This is a genomic window from Hyphomonas sp. NPDC076881, assembly GCF_050269995.1.
Classification (GTDB): Bacteria; Pseudomonadota; Alphaproteobacteria; order Caulobacterales; family Hyphomonadaceae; genus Hyphomonas.
This window is the reverse complement of sequence record NZ_JBNNJJ010000003.1, coordinates 55,610-72,737: the sequence shown is the minus strand read 5'-3', so window position 1 is coordinate 72,737 and position 17,128 is coordinate 55,610. Positions and strand designations below refer to the sequence as shown.

General features: G+C 63.5%; 14 protein-coding genes, 1 other RNA gene and 2 pseudogenes. 6 read left to right on the top strand and 11 right to left on the bottom strand.

Features of this window, described 5'->3' with window-relative positions:
• Positions 1-10: 10 nt before the first annotated feature.
• From era to rpoZ, 7 genes are read right to left on the bottom strand one after another with little or no spacing between them, the layout of a single operon-like run.
• Positions 11-958, bottom strand: a complete 948-nt coding sequence (gene era / locus ACQKI2_RS04015; RefSeq protein WP_427378427.1) for a GTPase Era — start codon at positions 956-958, stop codon at positions 11-13.
• A complete protein-coding gene (gene rnc / locus ACQKI2_RS04010; protein WP_427378426.1) occupies positions 955-1,710 on the bottom strand; it encodes a ribonuclease III in 756 nt (251 codons plus the stop codon). The genes era and rnc overlap by 4 nt, the downstream gene beginning before the upstream one ends.
• Complete coding sequence (gene acpS / locus ACQKI2_RS04005) at positions 1,707-2,120, bottom strand: holo-ACP synthase (RefSeq protein WP_427378425.1); 414 nt, start codon at positions 2,118-2,120, stop codon at positions 1,707-1,709. Before acpS ends, rnc begins: the two co-directional genes overlap by 4 nt.
• A complete protein-coding gene (locus ACQKI2_RS04000) occupies positions 2,117-2,860 on the bottom strand; it encodes a pyridoxine 5'-phosphate synthase (RefSeq protein WP_427378424.1) in 744 nt (247 codons plus the stop codon). Before ACQKI2_RS04000 ends, acpS begins: the two co-directional genes overlap by 4 nt.
• Complete coding sequence (gene pyrE, locus ACQKI2_RS03995; protein WP_291050988.1) at positions 2,860-3,441, bottom strand: orotate phosphoribosyltransferase; 582 nt, start codon at positions 3,439-3,441, stop codon at positions 2,860-2,862. The genes ACQKI2_RS04000 and pyrE overlap by 1 nt, the downstream gene beginning before the upstream one ends.
• Entirely contained in the window at positions 3,431-5,698 is a 2,268-nt protein-coding gene (locus ACQKI2_RS03990; protein ID WP_427378423.1) for a RelA/SpoT family protein, read from the bottom strand. The genes pyrE and ACQKI2_RS03990 overlap by 11 nt, the downstream gene beginning before the upstream one ends.
• A gap of 8 nt (positions 5,699-5,706) precedes the next feature.
• Positions 5,707-6,057: a DNA-directed RNA polymerase subunit omega gene (gene rpoZ, locus ACQKI2_RS03985; protein WP_427378422.1), complete on the bottom strand. Its 351-nt coding sequence runs from the start codon at positions 6,055-6,057 to the stop codon at positions 5,707-5,709.
• Between the two features lie 155 nt (positions 6,058-6,212).
• Here rpoZ and ACQKI2_RS03980 point away from each other — a divergent pair, with 155 nt between their 5' ends.
• Complete coding sequence (locus tag ACQKI2_RS03980) at positions 6,213-6,782, top strand: NYN domain-containing protein (protein ID WP_427378421.1); 570 nt, start codon at positions 6,213-6,215, stop codon at positions 6,780-6,782.
• A 48-nt stretch (positions 6,783-6,830) separates the two neighbouring features.
• On the opposite strand, the gene ACQKI2_RS03975 is transcribed toward ACQKI2_RS03980, so the two are convergent.
• Positions 6,831-8,546 (bottom strand): phosphatidylglycerol lysyltransferase domain-containing protein, encoded by a 1,716-nt coding sequence (locus ACQKI2_RS03975; RefSeq protein WP_427378420.1) that lies wholly within the window; start codon positions 8,544-8,546, stop codon positions 6,831-6,833.
• Between the two features lie 109 nt (positions 8,547-8,655).
• Here ACQKI2_RS03975 and ACQKI2_RS03970 point away from each other — a divergent pair, with 109 nt between their 5' ends.
• Positions 8,656-9,105: a DUF2267 domain-containing protein gene (locus ACQKI2_RS03970; RefSeq protein ID WP_427378419.1), complete on the top strand. Its 450-nt coding sequence runs from the start codon at positions 8,656-8,658 to the stop codon at positions 9,103-9,105.
• Between the two features lie 142 nt (positions 9,106-9,247).
• Here ACQKI2_RS03970 and ACQKI2_RS03965 read toward each other — a convergent pair whose 3' ends face one another.
• Both ACQKI2_RS03965 and ACQKI2_RS03960 read right to left on the bottom strand, forming a co-directional pair.
• A complete protein-coding gene (locus ACQKI2_RS03965; RefSeq protein WP_427378418.1) occupies positions 9,248-10,105 on the bottom strand; it encodes a lipid A-modifier LpxR family protein in 858 nt (285 codons plus the stop codon).
• 344 nt (positions 10,106-10,449) lie between these two features.
• Positions 10,450-12,318, bottom strand: a complete 1,869-nt coding sequence (locus tag ACQKI2_RS03960) for a ribonucleoside-diphosphate reductase subunit alpha (protein ID WP_427378417.1) — start codon at positions 12,316-12,318, stop codon at positions 10,450-10,452.
• 244 nt (positions 12,319-12,562) lie between these two features.
• Here ACQKI2_RS03960 and ACQKI2_RS03955 point away from each other — a divergent pair.
• The 3 genes and pseudogenes from ACQKI2_RS03955 to ACQKI2_RS03945 form a co-directional block, all read left to right on the top strand.
• Positions 12,563-13,759, top strand: a pseudogene (locus ACQKI2_RS03955) (acyltransferase family protein).
• A gap of 33 nt (positions 13,760-13,792) precedes the next feature.
• Positions 13,793-14,176, top strand: coding sequence for a hypothetical protein (locus ACQKI2_RS03950; protein ID WP_427378416.1), 384 nt, complete (start codon positions 13,793-13,795; stop codon positions 14,174-14,176).
• A pseudogene (locus ACQKI2_RS03945) lies at positions 14,161-14,574 on the top strand (hypothetical protein); the annotation flags it as partial. The gene ACQKI2_RS03950 and the pseudogene ACQKI2_RS03945, both read left to right, overlap by 16 nt.
• 191 nt (positions 14,575-14,765) lie before the next feature.
• On the opposite strand, the gene ffs reads toward ACQKI2_RS03945, so the two are convergent.
• Positions 14,766-14,858, bottom strand: an RNA gene (gene ffs / locus ACQKI2_RS03940) — signal recognition particle sRNA small type.
• Positions 14,859-14,973: 115 nt separating this feature from the next.
• Here ffs and ACQKI2_RS03935 point away from each other — a divergent pair.
• Entirely contained in the window at positions 14,974-17,061 is a 2,088-nt protein-coding gene (locus tag ACQKI2_RS03935) for a prolyl oligopeptidase family serine peptidase (protein ID WP_427378415.1), read from the top strand.
• The last annotated feature ends 67 nt before the right edge of the window (positions 17,062-17,128 follow it).

The following is a 17,128-nucleotide window of genomic DNA, read 5'->3' as shown; positions in this document are numbered from 1 at the left end:
GCCGCGTGCCTCAGACATCAAACTCCAGGCCGATCCCCTGATAGCGCTCACGCTTTTCCTGCCAGCGCTCATCCACCTTCACGAAGAGAAAGAGATGCACCGGGCGCTCCAGCATCTGCGTCAGCTCCAGCCGTGCCTGGCGGCCGATTTCCTTGATCAGGCTGCCGCCCTTGCCCAGCACCATCGCCTTGTGCCCTTCCCGGCCCACGATGATGACCTGCTGCACACGGACGGAACCATCCGCGCGCTCTTCCCAGGCTTCGGTGTCGACCATCAGCTGGTAGGGCAGCTCCTGGTGCAGGCGCAGCATCAGCTTTTCGCGGGTCACTTCCGCCGCCAGAAGGCGCATGGGCAGGTCGGCCACCTGGTCTGGCGGGTAAAGCGCCGGGCCTTCAGGCATCCGCGCCGCTATGGCCGCTTCCAGCTTGTCCACGCCGTCGCCCTTCTCGGCGGAGATCATGAAGATCTCATCATAGACACCCGCCTCATTCAGCGCCGCCATGACGGGCAGCACCTGATCATGCGGGAACAGATCAATCTTGTTGAGCGCAAGGAAGGCGCGCTTGCCCGCCTCCTTGAGTTGCTCGATCACGCGGCGGTCATCCTCGATCGAATGGCGCTGGGCGGCGCTTGGCCGGCCCGTCTGCTCGGCAACCCAGGCAGAGGCATCGACGAGGTGGACGATGCAATCGGCCTCCTCCGCCCCGCCCCAGGCGGCCTTGACCATCGCCCGGTCCAGCCGGCGCTTGGCGGCGAAAATGCCGGGCGTGTCGACAATCACGATCTGGGTGTCTCCCACCTGCGCCACGCCGCGCACAGGGAACCGCGTCGTCTGCACCTTATGCGTGACGATGGCGACCTTGGCCCCGACAAGGCGGTTGGTGAGGGTGGATTTGCCGGCGTTCGGCGCGCCGATGACGGCGCAAAACCCGGCGCGGCGGATATCTGTTTCGCTCATTCTGTTCCTGTCAGTGTTCGGAGCATCAAGGCAGCAGCATGACGCTCCGCCTCGCGCTTGGAAGAGCCGGTAGCGGCAGCCTTGCCCATGGCAAGGCGAACTTCAACTTCATAGACCGGGGCGTGATCGGGGCCAGACCGGCCGGTAACCACATAATCCGGCAACGGATGGCCCTGCCCCTGCGCCCATTCCTGAAGAAGGGTCTTGGGGTCCTTGGTTTCAGCCGGCGCATTTTCAAACTGCGGCGCCCAGGCCCGCTCGATGAACTTGCGGGCCGCGCCCAGGCCGCCCTCCTGATAGATCGCCGCGATGATCGCCTCGCAGGCGTCGCCCAGCGTCGATTCCCGTTCCTGCCCGCCGGCCGCCGCTTCGCTCTCGGACATCAGAATGAAGCGTTGCAGCCCCAGATGCCGCATCGCCTCGGCGCACGCGCCCTTCTTGACCAGCCGGTTAAGACGCGGCGCCAGATCGCCTTCACTGTCAGACTGGCGGCGGTCGATCAGGCGTTCGGCAATGATGAGGTTCAGCACCCGGTCGCCCAGAAACTCCAGGCGCTGATTGGAAAGCTTGACCGTATCCCCCGACGGCGCAACGGCGCTCGGATGGGTCAGTGCACGCTCAAGGCTCGCCGCATCCTTGAAGCGGAAGCCGATAATGTCCTGCGCTTCCTTCAGCGCTTCGAGCGCCAATGACGGCCTGATCGCCTTGACGGCGGCGCGCTGGCGCGTGCGCTTCGGGCGGGCGGGCTTCATCGCACATCTGCCATGGCAATGGCCTCGATGATCACCTGCGCTTCGGCCCAGGGATGATCGTCCGTAAGCGTCAGATGCACCAGGGCGCGATGGCCCGGCGGGGTCAGCTTTGCCAGGCGCGCAGCGGCCCCGCCCGTCAGCTCGAAGCCCGGCTTGCCCGAAGGCAGGTTGATAACGCCCATATGCTGCCAGTGGACGCCCGCGCGCGGAACGCCCGTGCCCAGCGCCTTGGCCATCGCCTCCTTGGCGGCAAAACGTTTGGCATAGGTCTCCGCCACGCGGCGGCGGCCGCGCGCCTTGGCAATCTCATAGGGCGTGAATACGCGCTGCTCGAACCGCTCGCCGAAACGGTCCAGCGAGCGCTGGATGCGCTCGATATTGCAGAGATCGTTCCCGATACCGATGATCATCCGCGCGCCTCGTCCATACGGCGGCGCATTTCGCGGATCGCCGCGTGAAGGCCGATGAAGATGGCTTCCCCGATCAGGAAATGGCCGATATTCAGCTCGGCAATTTCCGGAATGGCCGCAACGGGGCCGACATTTTCGAAAGTCAGGCCATGGCCGGCATGCGGCTCGATGCCCCGGCGGCGCGCATCGGCGGCGGCTAGCTTCAGCCGTTCCAGCTCAGGCGCAGCGGCCTCTGCCCCCCCCTCGATCCAAAGCTCCGCATAGCGGCCCGTATGCAGCTCCACCACCGGCGCGCCCAGCACTTCGGCCACAGCAATCTGCACGGGGTCAGGCTCGATGAACAGAGAAACGCGCGCGCCAGAATCATTCAGACGGCTGACAATCGGCGCAATCTGATTGTGCAGACCGGCCACATTGAGGCCGCCTTCGGTGGTGCGCTCCTCGCGCCGCTCCGGCACGATGCAGGCCGCATGCGGACGGAATCGGATGGCGATTTCCGTCATCTCTTCGGTGGCCGCCATCTCCAGATTGATCGGCAGATGCGTGGCCGCGCGGATCGCGTCGAGGTCGCCGTCGCGGATGTGGCGGCGGTCTTCGCGCAGGTGGATAGTGATGCCGTCTGCCCCGGCGGCGGCGGCAATCTCTGCCGCGCGCATGGGATCAGGATGGGCGCCCCCGCGCGCATTGCGGATGGTCGCCACATGGTCGATATTGACCCCGAGGCGGAGGCGGCCGCTCATCAGGCAAGGCCCCGCGAGCCGGGCTTGATCGCTTCCAGCTTCTGAAGCTCCGGAGGCAGATCATCGGGCGCGTAATCCGGGAAGTTCACCTGCGCCAGCGAGATCAGCTTGCAGCCGACATCGGCGCGCCCGCCCGAACGGTCGATGATGCACGCCCCGCCCACCACTTCGCCCGGCAGCTTGGCCAGCGCTTCCACCGTCTCGCGGAAGGAAAGCCCGGTCGTCACGATGTCTTCGGCAATCAGCACGCGCTCGCCTGCGGCAATCGAAAAGCCGCGGCGGAACTGAAGCTGCCCGTCCACACGCTCGGCAAAGATGGCGCGGGCGCCCAGATGACGCGCCAGCTCATAGCCCGGAATGATACCGCCGACGGCAGGGCCAGCCACCACATCGATCTTGCCGAAGCTCGCGGTGAGTTTCTCCGCCAGCGCCTTGCAAAGCTTTTCGGATAGATCGGGCCGGGAGAAGACAAGCGCCTTCTGCAGAAAAACAGGGCTGCGCCGCCCGGAGGAGAGGATGAAATGCCCCTCCAGCAATGCGCCCGCCTCCTTGAATATGGCGAGCACGTCTTCACTGGTCATGTTGTCCCTCCTGGTCGCGTATGGCTCGGTCCACCACGGCCAACGACCGCAGTGCCGCAAGGATTTGCGTCATACGCTTCAGGTCTTCAACCTCAATATCCATCACCAGCTCAATGAAATCCGGATGCCGCGATGCCGTCGAGATTCCGATGATGTTGCCGTTCGATTCGGCCACCGCCGCGCAGAGCTTGGCCAGCACGCCGCGCTGGTTGGAGGCGTTGATGCGGATGCGGGTAACGGCGACGGCATCGGTGCGCGCCAGTTCGGTCCATTTCAGGTCGTGCCACAGCTCCGGCCGGTCATCATATTCGGCAAGGCGCGGGCAGCTCGACACATGCACCATCAGGCCCTTGTCGGGCACCTGCACGCCGATAATCCGGTCACCCGGCAACGGGTGGCAGCAGGTGGAGAGATGCAGCGTGACGCCCGGCGTCAGCGTGCGCCCCTCAACGAACAGCGGAACATGGTCGCTGTCGATCGGCGTCTTGGCGGTGTCGTCGGTGCGTTCAGGCTGGTAGCCGGGAAAGACGAGCTTGATGACCGCAGAGGTCTTGAAGCGTCCGCGGCCCACGGCCTCGCGCATGTCATCGACGCTCTTGAAGCCGGATTTCTGCGCCACATCCAGCAGCATCACGTCCACCGGGTCGGCGCCCGCGCGGCGCAGGGCCTGGTTGATCAGCCCCTCGCCCAGCCGCCGGAATTCGGCAACCTCACGCTCCCGCTCCAGGCGCCGGAGGGCGGATTTGGCGCGGCCGGTATGGGTGAGCATTTCCCAGCCGCGGATCGGCTCAGCCGTCTTACCACGGATGATGTCCACCACATCGCCATTCTTGAGCGGGCGGCGGAGGGATTTCTCCTCGCCATTGATGCGCGCGCCGATAGTCGTGTCGCCCACGGCCGAGTGAACGGCATAGGCAAAGTCGAGCGGCATGGCCCCGGCGGGCAGGATGATCAGCTTGCCCTTGGGCGTGAAGGTGAAGACGTGCTCGCGGTACATCTCCAGCTTGGCATGCTCGAGGAATTCCCCCGGCTCGGCCCCATCACGCACGAGTTCTGCAAAGGCTTTGAGGTTGGCTTCGGGATCAAGGCCGGCGGCGCGGGCCGAATCCAGGTCAAAGCCATAGGAACGGTTCTTGTAGCCCCAGTGAGCGGCCACACCATATTCGGCGGTGAGGTCCATCGTCTCGGTACGGACCTGCAGCTCCACCCGGCGGTTGCCGGAGGCGCGCACGGTGGTATGGAGGCTCGCATATCCGTTTGGTTTGGGCACGGAGATAAAGTCCCGGAAGCGTTCGGGAATACAGGCCCAATGCGTGTGCAACACGCCGAGCACGCGGTAGCAATCAGCCACATCCGGCACGATGATGCGGAAGGCGAAAAGATCGGCCACATCGCGGAAGGAAATCGATTTGCGCTCCAGCTTGCGCCACAGCGAATAGGGCTGCTTGCGGCGGCCCCTCAGGCGGTAGCGCAGGCCTGCCTCATTCAGGATGCGCGTGAGATCAGCGCGGATCCGTCCGAGGTCGTCCTTATTTTCGCGCTCGAGTTCTTCCAGCCGGTAGATGATGGCACGGCGGGCTTCGGGGTTGAGTTCCTTGAACGCCAGGTCGTCCATCCGGGCGGCCATGTCGTAAAGGCCGATGCGCCGGGCGAGCGGGGCATAGATGTCCATGGTTTCGCGCGCGGTCCGCTGCCGGCTTTCCGGCTTCTTGCGGAAGTGCAGCGTCTCCATATTGTGCATCCGGTCCGCCAGCTTGACCAGCAGTACACGGAGGTCACTCGTCATCGCCAGGATGAACTTCTGGAAGTTCTCCGCCTGCGCGGCTTCCTTGGAGGTGAATTCCAGCTTGTCGAGCTTGGTAACCCCATCGACCAGCTCGGCCACCTGCGGGCCGAAGCGCACCTCGATGTCGCCAATGTCGATCTCGGTATCCTCGACCACATCATGCAGCAGGCCGGCCACGATGGTAACTTCGTCGAGCTTCACATCCGCCAGCAGGCTCGCCACCTGAACCGGGTGAGAATAATAGGCCTCGCCAGAATCGCGGGACTGCTCGCCATGATGCTTCTTGGCGAAATCATAGGCCAGGCCCAGAAGCTCGGATTTGACGCGCGGGTGATAGGCGCGGACCTTGGCGATCAGCTCTTCCCGCGAGAGAACCGGCGGCAGGCCAGACGCAATATCGCTGGCAGGAGCCGGTGTGCCAGCCCCCGTGCCAGCCCCTTTTTCCGGTCCGGAAAGGGCGCTGCCGTCCATTGGTGCTCCTAGAGCCGGTCGTCGCGCCCGGATTCGAGTTCAGCCTGATAGGCGCGCAGAACATCTTCTTCGGTGGCGGCCGGGGCTGCCTGAAGGGCCTGGCGATCAGCTTCACGCTCGTTCTCTTCGCCCGGACGGATGTCCTGCAGGTTGGAGATCAGAGCTTCCTTGACGACTTTCAGGTCCACCGAGGTCTCGGCGATTTCCCGCAGGGATACGACCGGATCCTTGTCATTGTCCCGGTCGATCGTCAGCGGTGATCCTTCGCGGATCATGCGGGCGCGATGCGCTGCGAGCAGAACCAGCTCGAAGCGGTTGGGAACCTTCTGGATGCAGTCTTCTACGGTAACGCGGGCCATACGGGGAAATACTCCTGAAGAACCGCCCTTTATATGCGCTGCAGCACGCCACGGCAACCCGTCCTTGCAGAGTCTGCAAGGGACCGGTATTCCGGACGTAAACGCGCCTGGGCATGAATTTGGCCCTTCCCTATTAGAAGAAGAGGATAAAGCCAATGGCTTTTTACAAGGATGAGCGGCTGGCCTTGTTCATTGATGGAGCCAATCTTTATTCGGCGGCCAGATCGGTCGGGCTGGAAATTGATTTCCGCAAGCTTCTCAAGGAGTTCCAGTCTCGCGGGCGGCTGGTGCGGGCAAGCTATTACACGGCCCTGGTGGAGAATGACGACTATAGCCCGATCCGCCCCCTGGTGGACTGGCTGGCCTATAACGGCTTCAACGTCGTGAAGAAACCTGCCCGGGAATTCGTGGACCGTGAGGGCCGCAAACGGGTGCGCGGAAACATGGATGTGGAGCTGGCCGTCGATATGCTGGAAGCGGCCGCCTACTGCGATCATATCGTGCTTTTCAGCGGGAATGGCGACTTCCGGCGGCTGGTGGAAGCGGTGAAAAGCAAGGGCGTTCGGGTGTCGATCGTATCGACCATGAATGCAACCCCACCGATGATTTCAGACGATCTGCGCCGCGAGGCAGATACCTTCATCGAACTGACCGATCTGGGCGATCTGGTGGCCCGGCCTCGCCGCGACACAAGCGACGCCCCGCCCCTCGATCACGACGACTGACCCCCGGCAGGACGGATCAGACGGCAGCCATATCCGGACACTTCCGAATCATCTGGCCGACGATCCGGGCAGAATCAGCCCCAGCAGCCCGCCCGAAGTGAGCAAGGCGACCGCCATCAGCGCAAAGGGCAGCGACACCCTGGGCGGGGCGGCGATGAAGAGAGGCTGCCAGTCCGGCGCAAATTTCGACTTGTAAGCCCGCAGGCCCCGGAAGCCGTAAAGGCTCTCACCCCGGTCATAGGCGATCTGGCCAACATTGGTGAGCGCGGGCGAATAGCGCCCCGGCCGCAGGCCCGAGAGCGGCGCCATGCCAAGATCGAAAACCTCCACCCCTTGCGTCTTGGCCCAGAGCGTCACCTCCAGGAACAGGAAATCCATCACGCCATTGGGCGCGTCCGGGCCATGGCGCATCAGGTCCACCGCGATCTCCCGGCCGCCCGGCGCTGGCCAGAGCGAGGCGAAGGCCACCGGCGGCCCGCCCCCTCCTTCCTGCCGCACGATGGCAATGGGGAAGCGGGCCAGGTAGGCCTCGTCATAGCGGCCGAGCGAGAAAGCCTTCTCGGTGCCCGAATGCGCCTTCAGCCAGGCGTCCGAGATCTGGCGCAGCGCTTCCCAGGGGACCGGGCCACCCGGCATGATGACCTCCACCCGCCAGCCATCGCGCAGCGCCCGGTTGCGCGCCTGGCGCAGCCGCGCGCGGGAAGAGCCCTCCAGGCTGAACCCCGGCACATCGATGCAGGCCGCCTCCCCGATCTTGCGGATGGTGTACCCCAGATCGACCAGCGCAGGCAGCAGATCGCCGCTGGCGCCGTAGATGACCGGAGACTTGCCCGCATGATCGGCCGCTTCATGGAAGGCGATCAGGGCTTCTGCGTGTTCCTCTGCCGGGCCCACCGGATTGCCCATGGCGATCCAGAGGCCCCCGCGCCGGCCATACATGACGAAGCTTTTGCCCGAAGGCGTGAACACGAAGGACTTGTCGCCCACAAACATCAGATTGGCATCGGGATGGCCTTCGCGCGCGGCGGCAAAGATGGCCTCTGCCCTGGCAAGGTCTGCGGCCGTGTGGCCGGCAGCCTTCTGGCTCTGCCGCACACCGATGATCTGCCAGGCGGCCACGATGCAGCCAAGCATCACGGCGCCCGCCAGCGCGCGCATGGAGCGCGGCGCATCGGAATCGCGCAGGAAGGTCCACCAGAGGTCATCCTGATAAGGAACATTCTCATAGGCCGCCAGCAGACCCCAGATGGCAAGGCCGGTAACCGCGAAGATGGCAATCAGGCTGGGCAGCGAAAGCAGCCCGTCCGACATATGGCCCCGGCGATAGAAGGAGCGGCGCAGCGGCATCAGCGCCCCCGCGATCAGCGCCAGCGCAAGGGCTTCTTCCCAATGCAGCGCCTTCAGCAGGGAGAAAGCCGCGCCTGCCAGCAGCACAAGGATCGCCGCCCACCAGGCCGTATCAATCCGCCGCCAGAGGCCCGCCGCCAGGAACAGAAGCAGCATCCCCAGCAGCGAGGCAACGAAATGAGACACCTCCACCAGAGGCAGGGGCAGCACGGCGAGCAGATCGCCCATCCGCCCCGCCAGGTTTGGCTGGGAGGCCGAGAGCAGCAACAGCACACCAGCCGCAAAACAGATAATGGCCGCCGCCGGCGGCACAGCGGCATCCACAAACACCCGCCAGCCAAACTCCCCGCTGCGCGTGGTGGCGGGGGGCTCGCTTGACTGCTTTTCGGGGGTCTCTGCCAGTTCTTTCTCAGCCATTGCCCAGCCTGCCCTGCTTACTGAAAAGGAATCCCTGAGCTGTTGGCTTGCCACGAATTGCGGCGAGCGACCACATGGGCAGCGCGGCGGAGGGATATATCAGTTAGGCATGCCAATGCCGTGGACCTACCGACATGCCAGCGCCGAATGGCAACGCTTCCTTGAAGTCGCCAGAGAGGAAATGGATCTCGTCAGCAACAATTCCGCCTACACCGCCATTGAAGGCGTGCTGCTGGCCTTCCGACGGCGCCTGACTGTGGACCAGGCGCTGCGATTTGCCGATGCCCTGCCCAGTGTTGTGCGCGCCATCTTCCTCTACCGCTGGCATCCGGAAGCCCCATCGCCCTGGGGCAACCGCGAGGCGCAGACTGCCGAGGCAAAAGCCCTGCGGCCGCATCACAATCTGACGCCTGACAACTGCATTGAGGCAACAGCAATCGCCCTGCGCGCGGTGGTGAGGTCCGATGAGATAGACCCGGTTCTCTCTGCCATTGGCACAGAAGCCGAAGCCTTCTGGCGCGTCACGCCAGAACGGCTGCGCCCGGTTGATTTTCCCTGAGCGTGCAAAACCCTGGCGCGGGAAAGCTGACTCATACGGCAAAAACGCCAGGCACGGGATACCATATTTTTCAGTATACTGATTGCCTAACGGTCCGAAGCCTCAAGGCGATCTGCCTTGTTGGTGCTGGCGGCAGCCCTGCTCAGCGGCGCATCGTGAAGGTGATGCCCGCGAAATCCTCGGTATCCTTGAGGCTGCGGTTGCGGTCGTCAAACTTCATCTCGCGGCGGATATAGCTGAAGGACAACTCGCCCCCTGCCCGCTGGATCGACACGCCGGCCTGCAGATCCCCCACAGTGACCTGATCGGTGACCTGCACATCGAAGACATCCGACAGCGACGGCGTGGAGTCCGAATTATCCCAGACGAGCGCTTCGCCGTCCGCCCCGACGAAGAGATACCAGCCTTCCGGCTGTCCATTATTGTTCGTCAGGTTCAGGCCCTGACCGAAGCGCACTTCACCGCCGAAACGCTGGCTGGTGAGATCGCCCTCATCGCGGATGGCAACGCGCGGGGCAAGGCCAACGTCAAAGGCGAGGCCGGTGCGCGAGGCAGGCGCGGCGATAGAGAGGCCGAGCGACATATCCTGCACCATCTCCACCGGGCGGCCCGCGCGGCGCGTCGCCAGATCGGCGGCAACGCGCGACAGGGCCGAACTGCCGGTCCAGGCAAGGTTGGAATCAACCACCGACAGGCTGGAGGTGCCCGAGCCGGTAAGGCTGAAGGCGGGCTGCGGACCGGACAGGGCAACCACGCTGACCGGGGCATCCGCGCTGGTCAGCGGCGTGATGACGGTGGTGGTCGCCGAAGCGGCCAGCGCCGCAGAGGCTTCTTCGGAAGGCGTGTTCATCGGGCCTGCGCCGATCCGGCCCGGAACGGCCAGCATCATACCCAGCGAGGGTTCGGTCGCAGCTTCTGCGTAGGCATGCCCGGCCACATCGCCGGAGACACAGCCCTGGCAGGCCAAAGATGCAAGACTGGTTGCAAATGCAATCATCATCGCTCGAACGCCTCTCAAGGTAGAACCTCGCCACTGCTTCTGTAACGAAGTTCGCCCCTATGAGTTCCAATATCATGAAGAGAAATCGATCCCAACACAGATTTCGGCCAGAATTGATTAACAGATTGCCCGCCCATCCCTTTCTGCAGAAATCGCTACAGGTTCCGGATTTAAAAAAAAATTTTGACATTCCTGCCCCCACGGCAGGGCGCAGATTTGCATTAACACGTTGAGAAAATAGGCAAAACCAAGGCGGCGCCGGGGTTTACCTCCCCCAATGAGGAAGGGCGTCTGCCGTTAACGGCAAACGCCCCTTGATGGAAATCAATTAACTGAGGCCGCCCTTACTGGCAGGCGAGGCACTCGTCATAATCGGTGCTCTCGACTTCCAGCTTCTCGCCCTCGATCTTTTCCGATCCGGCGAAGGCAGCGCGCTGCACCGATTTGGAGCGGCAATAGTAAAGCGATTTCAGGCCGCGCTCCCATGCCGTCCAGTGCAGCATGTGCAGATCCCATTTGTTGATGTCGCCCGGCAGGAAGAGGTTGAGCGACTGGGACTGGCAGATGAAGGGCGTGCGGTCGGCCGCCAGCTCGATGATCCAGCGCTGGTCGAGTTCAAAGGCGGTCTTGTAGATGTCCTTCTCGTCCTGCGTCAGGCAATCGAGATGCTGCACCGAGCCCTCATGCTCGAGGATCGAGGTCCACACCTCATCGGTGTCGAGATCCTTCGACTGCAGGAGTTCCTGCAGCTGCTTGTTCTTCACCGTGAAGGAGCCCGAGAGGGTCTTGTGGGTGTAGACATTGGCCGGGATCGGCTCGATGCCGGCCGAGGTGCCGCCGCAGATGATCGAGATCGACGCGGTGGGCGCAACGGCGAGCTTGTTGGAGAAGCGCGCCATCATGCCGACATCGCGGGCGTCCTCGCAGGGGCCACGCTCCTTGGCGAGCTTCACCGAAGCTGCGTCCGCGCCCTGGCGGATATGCTTGAAGATCTTGAGGTTCAGCGCCTTGGCGGTCGCGCTTTCCAGCGAGACGTTCATCGCCTGCAGGAAGGAGTGGAAGCCCATCACGCCGAGGCCAACCGAGCGCTCGCGCTTGGCGGAGTAGACCGCGCGGGCCATTTCCGGCGGGGCGCGCTGGATGAAGTCTTCCAGCACATTGTCGAGGAAGCGGAAGATGTCTTCCAGGAACATCGGCTCTTTCGACCATTCCAGGAACGTCTCGGCATTGACCGAGGAAAGGCAGCACACCGCCGTGCGATCCTGGCCGCGATGGTCAATGCCGGTCGGCAGGGTGATTTCCGAGCAGAGGTTCGACTGGGTAACCTTCAGGCCAAGGCGCTTCTGGTGGGCCGGCATGGCATTGTTCACGGTGTCGGTGAACAGGAGGTAGGGCTCGCCGGTCTGCATCCGCAGCTCGAGGATCTTCTGCCACAGCTTGCGGGCGTTGACGTATTTCAGCACTTCGCCGGATTTGGGCGAGATCAGGCCGAACTCTTCATCATTGCGCACCGCTTCCATGAAGGCGTCGGTGATGTTGAGGCCATGGTGCAGGTTCAGGGACTTGCGGTTGAAGTCTCCGGACGCTTTGCGGATTTCGAGGAATTCCTCGATTTCCGGGTGATGGATGTCGAGATAGCAGGCGGCCGAGCCACGGCGCAGAGAGCCCTGGCTGATCGCGAGGGTCAGCGAATCCATCACGCGGATGAAAGGGATGATGCCCGAGGTCTGCCCGTTCTGGCCAACCTTCTCCCCGATGGAGCGCACATTGCCCCAATAGGTGCCGATGCCGCCGCCATTGGACGCCAGCCAGACATTCTCCGTCCAGGTCTCGACGATATTGTCGAGCGAATCGCCCACCTGGTTGAGGAAGCAGGAAATCGGCAGGCCGCGATCGGCGCCGCCATTCGACAGCACCGGGGTCGCCGGCATGAACCAGAGCTTGGAGATATAGTCATAGATGCGCTGGGCATGGGCGGCATCGTCGGCAAAGGCCGTGGCAACGCGCGCGAACATGTCCTGATAGGTCTCGCCCGGCAGCAGGTAGCGGTCATCGAGCGTCTTCTTGCCGAAATCGGTCAGCAGAGAATCGCGGGACGGATCAGTCACGACCTGGTTGACCGGCACGAGCGCCACTTTCGCGCCCGCACCCGCCTTCGGCTTGCCCTTGCGAGCGGCTTCAGCGGCGACGGATTTAGCGTTGGTTGCCGACATGGCGACCCTCCTCGATGTTCCTGCAGATATAGGGATATCGCGGGAGTTAAACCAGATGTGGTCTCACCCCTTTGCCCCGACACAAGATATAGTGTCCGAAGGTTAATTTCGGGTCAACGCCCCAATTCGCAATTCCGTCAAGAAGGCGTGGAAAACCGGTGAACAAACTCTTAACGCGCGCCGGATCGTCCAGTGTTTTCAGGCGTTTCGGGCCCGTCTGAGACCCTCCCGAATTCTCTCAGCCATGCTCCCCCCGGCCGTCCGGGATGGCATGGCTATTGCACTTTTTACCAGATGGCCGCCAGTAACAACAGGCCCGGTTCGTGTGGGGACACCTCGAATGAAGCTCAATAACTTGCAAGTGCTGCGGGCCATTGCCGCCTATATGGTGCTGCTCGTGCATATCGAGGACATCGAGGCCAAGCGGGGAATCGGCCACATTCTCGGCCCATGGACCGATATCGGCGACTGGGGCGTCGATCTTTTCTTCGTCCTGTCCGGCTTCGTCATGGTGCTGGTGTCCCACAATACGCTGGGGGGCCTCAAGGATGCCGGCAAATTTCTCTGGTCGCGCGCCACGTGAATCTATCCTTTGTGGTGGCTCTGCCTGTCGGCGCTGGTGCCGATCTGGCTGTTCCGCCCGGAACTGGTCTATGGCGGCACCCAGCAGGAGATCAGCCTGCTCAAGGATTACCTGCTGATTCCCAAAACCGAGAGCCCGCTGCTCCAGACCGGCTGGACGCTGATTCACGAGATGTATTTCTACATCTTCTTCGCGGTGCTGCTGATGATGCCGCTGGGCGAGCGCCGCCGTCTGCCGCTCCTGATTCTCTGGGGCACGGTGGCCGTCGGCCTCGGCCTGATTCTCAACCCCTCGCGCGGCGAAGAGCCGATCCTGCGGATTGTGACGCATCCTATGGTGTTCGAATTCCTGGCAGGGGCGGTGGCCGCCTTCCTCTGGCGGTCGACAAAAGGCGCACTGGGCGTGCCGGCCCTGGCAGCGGGCGTCGCAGCCCTGATCATCGGCATGACCCTCTATGTGAACGGCGCGCTGGGCGCCGACACCGGCGGCTTCATGACCCATGACCGCGCCCGGGTCATTCTCTTCCTGCCAAGCGCGGCGCTGCTGACCTATGGCGCGGCCTCCATCGAACTGCGCCAGAACTGGAAATTGACCGGCCTGCCCGTGCGGCTCGGGGACTGGTCCTACTCGCTCTATCTGACGCACATGCTGTCGGCCAACTTCTTCGGCCTGGTCTGGGGCCGGGTTGCCATGCCCGGCCTGCTGGACAATGCGATTGCCCTGCCCCTCATCCTGCTGGGCTGCACGCTTGTCGCCTGGGCGAGCTTCAGCCTGTTTGAACAGCCAGTGACCGGCCAGTCAAAGAAACTCGGCCAAAGGATATTCGGTCAATTGCGCCCCGCCGCCGCTCAGGTGTAGCCTCAGCGCACTTTACCTGCCTGGGACGCACACATGAAATATCTGATCGCCGCTCTTGCGGGCCTTGCCGTTGCAATGCCCGCCCTCGCCCAGTTTACCGACGTTCACACCACGCAGCAGGCGCGGGCCCACAATGCCTGCCCCGCGCTGGTGGCCCGGCATGAAGCGGCCATCGCCGCAGGCGCGGGGAGCGGTTACTATGCCGAAGACTGTGCCTGCATCGCCGATTCCATCACCTGGGAAGGCTGGGACGAAGTATATGAAGAGCCCACCGGCGAATTCATGTCGGAAGCCGACGCCATACTGGTGGCCGACACGCTGTCTTCTGCCCCGACCATCGATGACGCCATGACGCTCATCTATGAGTCGATCTCCCTGCCGGGCAGCGCCGTGCTCTCCAATTGCTTCGCCAAATAGCCCCCGCGCTGGCCTGCCTGCTGGTTGCGGGCGCCGCGAGCGCCGAGATCCTTCCCTCAGCCCTGCCCCCGGTCCAGGCGGGCGACCTCCTGTTCAAGGGGGCAGGCACCGGCACAGGCACCCAGATCGCGGCCATCTGGTCGCAGGGCGATAAACGCTGGGGCCATGTCGGCATCGCGGTGGCCAATCCCGATGGCAGCCTCTCGGTGATCCATGCCGATACCGGCGCGCCCCGGCAGACGGGCAAGGTCGTCCGCGTCAGCCTTGCCGGCTATCTCTCCGATGTCAGCGAGCTTGGCCTCTACCAGATCGATCTCACCGGCCCGGCGCGCGCCGCCTATCTCGCCTATGCCGAAGCCGCCGTGGGGCGCCCCTTCGACCGGTCCTTTTCGCTGGAGACCGATACGAGCCTCTACTGCACCGAACTGGTCTGGCGGGCGATGTCCGAGGCGCTGGGCGAAGACGCCCTGCCGGCCAAGAGCACGCGGCTGGGCGCAGTCTATATATCCGTGTCGGATCTGGCCGAGCATCCCCTGCTGAAGGAAACCGCCGTGGTGCGGGCGGTGGCGGCAGAGGAAGGGGGAAAGGGTGGAGACAGGCAAACGACCCGAGCGGAAACTCGTTAGGGCTGCTCGGTTCCCCGCCTGACCCGATTGGCGAGCGGCTCGTCCGCCGCCTGCCTCCGAGGGCTATATGCGTTCGGCGCCGCCGAATCGCAAGCCCGGATTGCCGCAGCGCTATCCTCCATGCTTTCAGCATGTTACGCCCTCTGCACACGACTGAAGGAGGGGTTTCCGATGAAATTGCGCATACTGGCCGCAGCCAGCCTGTCGCTTCTGCTGGCGGTCACGCCGGCAATTGCCGACACAAAGAAAGACAAGACGCCGTCCAAGCGCTTCACGGCAGAGCGCGTGTTCGACATGGAATACGCCACCGATCCGCAGATTTCGCCGGACGGGAAAACCATTGTCTATGTCCGCCGCGCGATGGACCGGTTGACCGACCGCGACATTGGCCAGCTCTGGAGCATCGACACGGCCACTGGCAACCACCGCCCGCTGATCGTCAGCCCCGAAGGCGCCTCCAGCCCCCGCTGGTCGCCCGATGGCTCACGCCTGGTCTATTCCGCCAGCAATGGCGGCAAGCCGGAAATGCGCGTCTACTATCCCGATACCGGCCGCAGCCATCCGCTGGCCCAGTTCCTGCAGGCCCCCTCGCAAGCGGTCTGGTCGCCGGACGGCAAGTTCATCGCCTTCTCGATGTTCGTACCCGGAGAAACGCCGAGCTTTGCCAAGTCCCCGGCAACGCCCGAAGGCGGCAAATGGAGCGATCCGGTCAAGGTGTTTGATCGCCTGCAGTTCCGCTTTGATGGGAGCGGCTATCTCGAATACGGCACCACGCAGATCTTCGTCCTCCCGGTGGATGGCGGCACGCCGCGCCAGGTAAGCTTTGAGGAAACAGACCTGGGCGGACCGGAATGGCTGGACAACACCACCCTGCTGGTGTCCGGAAACCTGGCCGAAGACCACGAGCTCGATCCCATCGAGAGCGAGATCTACGCCATCAGCCTCAGCGATCTTTCCATCCGTCCTCTGACAAACCGGGACGGGCCGGATTACGCCCCCGTTGTTTCGCCGGACGGCAAGACGATCGCCTATCGCGGCTATGACGACAAGGTGCTGTCCTATCAGCAGGATAATCTCTATCTGATGAATGCCGATGGCAGCGGCGCGCGCGAGATCGCTGCAGACTTTCCCGGCAGCGTGGACCAGACCGTGTGGGCGCCCGATGGCAAGAGCCTGCTGGTATTGTCCGAAGATCATGGTGTGCTGAGCCTCTTCCGCATCACCACCGGCGGGGCCGTGACCCGGCTCGTCACCGATATCGGCGGCACCTCCCTTGGCCGCCCCTATGCCTCGGGCAGCTTCTCCGTCAGCGGAGGGAAAAACCCGCTGATCGCCTATACCGCCGGCTTTGCTGAGCGCCCGTCCGAGATTGCCTCCGCCGGCATCGACGGCAAGGGCGCCAAGGTGCTCACCGCGCTGAACGACGACATCCTCCCCTATCTGGAAATGGCGCGCGTCGAAGAGATCAAGGTGCCCTCCAGCCATGACGGGCTGGAGATCGAAGCCTGGGTGGCCCTGCCGCCAGACTTCAAGGCCGATGGCAGCTTCCCGATGATCCTGGAAATCCATGGCGGCCCCTACGCGATGTATGGCCCTTATTTCGCCAGCGAGATTCAGCGCTATGCGGCCGAAGGCTATGTCACCGTCTGGTCAAACCCGCGCGGCTCGACCGGCTATGGCGAAGACTTTGCCCTCGCCATCGACCTTGCCTATCCCGGCTATGACTATGACGACCTGATGAGCGTGGTGGATGAACTCATCCGCCGCAACTATGTCAGCAAGGACCGGTTGTTCGTGACCGGAGGATCGGGCGGGGGCATCCTCACCGCCTGGATCGTCACCAAGACCGATCGCTTTGCCGCCGCCGTGTCGGCCAAGCCGGTGATCAACTGGTACACGATGGCGCTGGCCGCAGATATTGCCCAATATGTCCGCCGCCATTGGATACGCGCCGACCCGTGGACCGATCCGGACGCCTTCCTCAAACGCTCGCCGATCAGCTTTGTGAACAAGGTGACGACGCCGACGATGCTGCTGGTGGGCGAGGAAGATTTCCGCACCCCCGCCTGGGAGGCCGAACAGTTCTACACGGGCCTCAAGATGAACGGCGTGGAAACCGCCCTCATCCGCATTCCCGGCGCGCCCCACAACATCACCAGCCGCCCCAGCCGCCTCATCGCCCAGACCGACAATGTGATGGGCTGGTTCGCGAAGTTTGATCCGGCGAAAAAGGCGGAGAAAGATGCGCCGGCTGAATAAGCCGTCCGCCACCTGATCCGTATACAAAAGCCCCCGGAACCCGTTCCGGGGGCTTTTTTGTTCTCGT

Excerpts from the sequence above, each read along its gene's own strand:
- era (WP_427378427.1), bottom strand. The coding sequence starts at position 958 with ATGAGCGAAACAGATATCCGCCGCGCCGGGTTTTGCGCCGTCATCGGC.
- rnc (WP_427378426.1), bottom strand. The coding sequence starts at position 1,710 with ATGAAGCCCGCCCGCCCGAAGCGCACGCGCCAGCGCGCCGCCGTCAAG.
- acpS (WP_427378425.1), bottom strand. The coding sequence starts at position 2,120 with ATGATCATCGGTATCGGGAACGATCTCTGCAATATCGAGCGCATCCAG.
- ACQKI2_RS04000 (WP_427378424.1), bottom strand. The coding sequence starts at position 2,860 with ATGAGCGGCCGCCTCCGCCTCGGGGTCAATATCGACCATGTGGCGACC.
- pyrE (WP_291050988.1), bottom strand. The coding sequence starts at position 3,441 with ATGACCAGTGAAGACGTGCTCGCCATATTCAAGGAGGCGGGCGCATTG.
- ACQKI2_RS03990 (WP_427378423.1), bottom strand. The coding sequence starts at position 5,698 with ATGGACGGCAGCGCCCTTTCCGGACCGGAAAAAGGGGCTGGCACGGGG.
- rpoZ (WP_427378422.1), bottom strand. The coding sequence starts at position 6,057 with ATGGCCCGCGTTACCGTAGAAGACTGCATCCAGAAGGTTCCCAACCGC.
- ACQKI2_RS03980 (WP_427378421.1), top strand. The coding sequence starts at position 6,213 with ATGGCTTTTTACAAGGATGAGCGGCTGGCCTTGTTCATTGATGGAGCC.
- ACQKI2_RS03975 (WP_427378420.1), bottom strand. The coding sequence starts at position 8,546 with ATGGCTGAGAAAGAACTGGCAGAGACCCCCGAAAAGCAGTCAAGCGAG.
- ACQKI2_RS03970 (WP_427378419.1), top strand. The coding sequence starts at position 8,656 with ATGCCAATGCCGTGGACCTACCGACATGCCAGCGCCGAATGGCAACGC.
- ACQKI2_RS03965 (WP_427378418.1), bottom strand. The coding sequence starts at position 10,105 with ATGATGATTGCATTTGCAACCAGTCTTGCATCTTTGGCCTGCCAGGGC.
- ACQKI2_RS03960 (WP_427378417.1), bottom strand. The coding sequence starts at position 12,318 with ATGTCGGCAACCAACGCTAAATCCGTCGCCGCTGAAGCCGCTCGCAAG.
- ACQKI2_RS03950 (WP_427378416.1), top strand. The coding sequence starts at position 13,793 with ATGAAATATCTGATCGCCGCTCTTGCGGGCCTTGCCGTTGCAATGCCC.
- ACQKI2_RS03935 (WP_427378415.1), top strand. The coding sequence starts at position 14,974 with ATGAAATTGCGCATACTGGCCGCAGCCAGCCTGTCGCTTCTGCTGGCG.